General features: G+C 56.6%; 5 protein-coding genes. 1 reads left to right on the top strand and 4 read right to left on the bottom strand.

Annotated features, from left to right (window positions below; genetic code table 11):
* A partial coding sequence (hemN, locus tag ACZAHD_RS21375; RefSeq protein WP_462458538.1) for an oxygen-independent coproporphyrinogen III oxidase occupies positions 1-948 on the top strand: 948 nt, incomplete at its 5' end.
* Positions 949-987: 39 nt separating this feature from the next.
* Here the strand turns inward: hemN and ACZAHD_RS21370 are convergent.
* The 4 genes from ACZAHD_RS21370 to glnA form a co-directional block, all read right to left on the bottom strand.
* Positions 988-1,098 (bottom strand): YshB family small membrane protein, encoded by a 111-nt coding sequence (locus ACZAHD_RS21370; protein ID WP_004152951.1) that lies wholly within the window; start codon positions 1,096-1,098, stop codon positions 988-990.
* 110 nt (positions 1,099-1,208) lie between these two features.
* Entirely contained in the window at positions 1,209-2,618 is a 1,410-nt protein-coding gene (gene glnG / locus ACZAHD_RS21365) for a nitrogen regulation protein NR(I) (protein ID WP_008807911.1), read from the bottom strand.
* A gap of 8 nt (positions 2,619-2,626) precedes the next feature.
* The gene (gene glnL, locus ACZAHD_RS21360; protein ID WP_008807910.1) at positions 2,627-3,676 is read right to left on the bottom strand and encodes a nitrogen regulation protein NR(II); all 1,050 of its coding nucleotides are present in this window, start codon (positions 3,674-3,676) and stop codon (positions 2,627-2,629) included.
* 188 nt (positions 3,677-3,864) lie between these two features.
* Positions 3,865-5,274 (bottom strand): glutamate--ammonia ligase, encoded by a 1,410-nt coding sequence (gene glnA / locus ACZAHD_RS21355; protein WP_004203622.1) that lies wholly within the window; start codon positions 5,272-5,274, stop codon positions 3,865-3,867.
* Positions 5,275-5,312 lie beyond the last annotated feature (38 nt).

The raw sequence follows: 5,312 nt of genomic DNA, 5'->3' as shown, positions 1-5,312 counted from the left end.
TCCATTGAGGTCGATCCACGTGAGATCGAGCTGGATGTCCTCGATCATTTACGCACCGAGGGGTTCAACCGCCTGAGTATGGGCGTGCAGGACTTCAATAAAGAGGTTCAGCGCCTGGTTAACCGTGAGCAGGACGAAGCGTTCATCTTTGATTTGCTCCACCATGCGCGGGAGATTGGTTTTACCTCGACCAATATCGACCTCATCTACGGCCTGCCGAAGCAAACGCCGGAGAGCTTCGCCTTTACCCTGCAAAAGGTCGCCGAGCTCAATCCTGACCGCCTGAGCGTGTTTAACTATGCGCATCTGCCCACGCTCTTTGCCGCACAGCGCAAAATTAAAGATGCCGATCTCCCCTCCGCTGAACAGAAGCTGGAGATCCTCCAGGAGACCATCGGCTCGCTGACGGCGGCAGGCTATCAGTTTATCGGCATGGACCACTTTGCTCGCCCAGACGATGAATTAGCGGTCGCGCAACGTCATGGCATACTGCACCGCAATTTCCAGGGTTACACTACCCAGGGGGATACCGATCTGCTGGGGATGGGCGTGTCCGCGATCAGCATGATTGGTGACAGCTACGCCCAGAACCAAAAAGAGCTGAAGCTGTACTACCAGCAGGTGGCAGAGCAAGGGGACGCTCTATGGCGCGGGATCGCGTTAACCCGCGATGACTGTTTACGTCGCGACGTGATTAAGGCGTTGATCTGTAATTTCCGTCTGGATATTGAGGCTGTAGAGGCGCAGTGGGATGTGGATTTTCAGTCTTATTTTGCCGAAGACCTGAAGCTGCTGGCGCCGCTGGCGCATGACGGGCTGGTGGCTGTGGATGATAAGGCCATTCAGGTGACGGCGAAAGGCCGACTGCTGATCCGCAATATCTGCATGTGCTTTGATGCCTATCTACGGCAAAAAGCTCGGATGCAACAGTTCTCCCGGGTCATTTAATGTTTTCCCCTCTCCCGCGGCCGCAGGAGAGGGGAACCATTAGCTGAACAGCCCGACCAGCGCAGCGCACAGCACGGCAGCGACTGCCGTTTGTGGCGTGTGACTGGCTGCGGCGCCGCTCGATATCATACTCACCAGTGATTCAAACATGATGCTCTCCCCTAATGCCGGGCACGATCATACTCAACTCATCGGAACAGTAAAGTACAAAATAGCAGCACTTTGCGCTGAACGGCTAATTTTCATCATGCCGTTAATCACTACTCCATTCCCAGCTCTTTTAGCTTACGCGTCAGTGTATTACGACCCCATCCCAGCAGACGCGCAGCCTCCTGCTTGTGCCCCTGGGTATGGCGCAGGGCGGTCGTCAGCAGCGTGCGCTCCATTTCGGGTTGCGCTTCTGAGAGCAGGTTTTGATGACCGGATCGCAACGCCCGATCGGCCCACTGACCCAGCAGCGTCGCCCAGCTGTCGGGCTGCATCTGCGTCGGGCTGTCCGGAACCGTGGTCTCAAACAGTTCGCTCGGCAGATCCTGCGTCAGTACCTCCTGGCCGGCGGCCATGACGGTGAGCCAGCGACAGGTGTTTTCCAGCTGACGGACGTTGCCAGGCCACGCCAGGCGTGTCAGCGCTGTCTCCGTTTCCGGATGCAGCTGTTTGGCTTCAACACCGAGCTCGCGGGCGGCTATCTGCAGAAAATGGCGGGCCAGGCGTGGAATATCTTCCCGGCGCTCGCGCAGCGGCGGTAAATGCACCCGGATCACGTTCAGGCGGTGGAACAAATCTTCACGGAATTTCCCCTCCTGCACGCGCTGTTCCAGGTTCTGGTGGGTGGCGGCGATGATCCGCACATCGACCTTCACCGGCGCGTAACCGCCCACGCGATAAAACTGGCCATCCGCCAGCACGCGCAGCAGACGAGTCTGGACATCAAGCGGCATATCGCCAATTTCATCCAGGAATAGCGTGCCGCCGTCAGCCTGTTCGAAGCGTCCCTGGCGGACGGTATTGGCGCCGGTAAAGGCCCCTTTTTCATGCCCGAACAGCTCGGACTCAATCAGGTCTTTGGGTATTGCCGCCATATTCAGTGCGATAAACGGCGCTTTTGAACGTGGACTATGACGATGCAGGGCGTGAGCGACGAGCTCTTTACCGGTACCGGATTCGCCATTAATCAGCACGCTGATGGATGATCGCGACAAACGGCCAATAATGCGAAAGACATCCTGCATTGCCGGCGCTTCGCCGATGATGTCGGCAGTTGGGCTGCTTATTGGCGCATTTCGCGGCTGTTGCTGCTCCTGGTAGTGGCTTATCGCCCGGTCGACCAGGGCGACGGCTTCATCAATATCAAAAGGTTTGGGCAGATAATCAAACGCGCCTTGCTGATAAGCGCTGACCGCGGCGTCCAGATCGGAATGTGCGGTCATTATGATGACCGGAAGCATTGGATGACGCTGCTTAATCTGTTTGAGCAGCGCCAGACCATCCATTCCCGGCATACGGATATCTGACAGCAGTACATCCGGGGTTTTGGTGGTGAGGGCATCTAGCACCTCATTGCCGCTTTCGAACGTTGTGCAGCTCAAGCCGGCTCCGGTGAGCGCGCGTTCAAGCACCCAGCGGATGGAGCTATCGTCATCAACGATCCAGGCTATCCCTCGTTGCATAAACACCTCTACTTCCGAATAGGCAGGTATACCGAAAATTCGGTATGACCCGGCCAGCTGGTGAATTCAATTTTGCCGGAGTGCTGATCGATAAGGCTGCGGGCGATAGATAAGCCCAGGCCGGTACCGCCTTCGCGGCCGCTGACCATCGGATAAAACAGCGTATCCTGGAGATGGGGCGGAATACCCGGGCCATTATCTTCAACGTCAATACGTGCGGCGAGGCGATAACGCACCCCGTGCAGCGTCAGCTGGAAAGCGGTGCGGGTGCGGAGAACAATTTCGCCCCCTTCCGGCCCCAGCGCCTGCAGCGCATTACGGACGATGTTCAGCAACACCTGTTCAATTTGATCCGGGTCGTGGGGCAGCTCTGGTAGGCTGGGGTCGTAATCACGGATTAACTTCACGTTGTCCGGTAACTCCATGGAGACCAGTTTCACTACCCGCTCGGCGACTTTATGGATACTTTCAGTAACGTGCATGCCCGGATGCTGTGGCCCAAGCAGGCGATCGACCAGATTTCTCAGCCGGTCAGCCTGCTCGATGATCACTTTGGTATATTCCGTTAGCGCCGGGTCGGGCAGGGCTTTGCTGAGCAGCTGTGCCGCGCCGCGCAGGCCGCCTAACGGATTTTTTATCTCATGTGCCAGGCCGCGGACCAGATCGCGGGCGGCGACCTGCTGCGCGTGCTGCAGCTGCTCCTGGCTCAGGCGGCGCTGGTTATCCATCGGCGCCATTTCCAGCAGAATAAAGCCTTCCGGCAGCCGCTGGGCGGTCAGCGACAGGATGTGCGAGCGGCCATCAATAACCAGCGTCACTTCGTTATCGGTAAACCCCTGGCCCGCCTGCAGGCTCTCCTGCATCAGCCCGATATTCAACGAAAAATAGCTCAACAGCTCAGGTAACGGGGTGCCAAACAGCTTGCGTGAACTTTGCGCCAGCAGCTGCTGCGCCGCAGGATTGGCAAAGTGCACCGCCAGGTCATCATCGACCAGTAAGATACTGTTGATAAGAGAGTTGAGGATCTGCCCAGCATCGGGCAGTGTGCCTGTTGCCATTCGACAGTCTCCTGAAAAAGAGTGCACCAATTTAGTGCAGTATAGCTTTTTATCGGTAAAAAGCTCGCGAGATCAGCGTGTTGGTGGAGAAAAAAGCCCATCCTGAGATGGGCTGAAAGTTTCCACGGCAACAAAATATCCCGGGCATCCCGCGCCACAACACGACATACCCTGGATTTACAGCAAAATTAGACGCTGTAGTACAGTTCGAACTCAACCGGATGCGGAGTCATGCGTACGCGGTCGTTCTCTTCCAGACGCAGGGCGATGTAAGCATCGATAGCGTCATTGGTGAACACGCCGCCAGCCGTCAGGAACTCGCGGTCAGCATCCAGGGCCTGCAGGGCTTCTTCCAGAGAACCAGCAACCTGCGGGATCTCTTTCGCTTCTTCCGGCGGCAGGTCATACAGGTTTTTGTCCATTGCTTCGCCCGGATGGATTTTGTTCTTGATACCATCAAGGCCAGCCATCAGCAGCGCCGCAAAGCACAGGTACGGGTTGGCAGCCGGGTCCGGGAAGCGCACTTCGATACGACGCGCTTTCGGAGAGGTCACCACCGGAATACGGATGGAGGCAGAGCGGTTACGCGCAGAGTAAGCCAGCATAACCGGCGCTTCGTAACCCGGGACCAGACGCTTGTAGGAGTTGGTGGTCGGGTTCGCCAGGGCGTTGATAGCTTTAGCGTGTTTGATTACGCCGCCGATGTAGAACAGCGCCTGCTCAGACAGACCTGCGTATTTGTCGCCGGAGAACAGGTTAGTCCCGTTTTTCGCCAGAGACATATGGCAGTGCATGCCGGAGCCGTTATCGCCGAACATTGGTTTCGGCATAAAGGTCGCGGTTTTACCGAAGCGGTGAGCGACGTTGTGAACAACGTATTTGTAAATCTGAATTTCGTCCGCTTTTTTGGTCATGGTGTTGAAGCGGGTTGCCACTTCGTTCTGACCTGCGGTAGCCACTTCGTGGTGGTGAGCTTCAACAACCAGGCCCATCTCTTCCATGATCATACACATGGTGGAACGGATATCCTGAGAAGAGTCTACTGGCGGAACCGGGAAGTAACCCCCTTTCACGCCCGGACGGTGACCTTTGTTACCGCCTTCGTATTTGGTGGAGGAGTTCCACGCACCTTCGATGTCATCGATCGCGACATGGGAGCCGGAGATAGAGGCGCCAAAACGGATGTCGTCGAACAGGAAGAATTCTGGTTCTGGCCCGAACAGGACGGTGTCAGCGATGCCGGTGGCGCGCAGGTACTCTTCAGCGCGTTTCGCGATGGAGCGCGGGTCACGGTCATAGCCCTGCAGGGTGCCTGGCTCGAGGATATCGCAGCGGATGATCAGGGTCGGTTCTTCGTAGAACGGGTCAATGACCGCGGTGGAAGCGTCCGGCATCAGGACCATGTCAGATTCGTTGATACCTTTCCAGCCACCGATCGAGGAGCCATCAAACATTTTGCCTTCTTCGAAGAATTCGGCATTTACCTGATGAGACGGAATCGTGACGTGCTGTTCTTTACCTTTGGTATCGGTGAAGCGCAGATCGACAAACTTCACTTCGTGCTCGTTCAGCATCGTCAAAACGTGTTCAGCGGACATACTTAAACTCTCCCGGATTGGTCAGGTCCTCGTCCGCG

Origin of the sequence: Raoultella sp., assembly GCF_039594335.1 — a bacterium.
GTDB lineage: Bacteria > Pseudomonadota > Gammaproteobacteria > Enterobacterales > Enterobacteriaceae > Klebsiella.
Note: the sequence above shows the minus strand (reverse complement) of the source record. Positions and strands in the feature narration are given on the sequence as shown.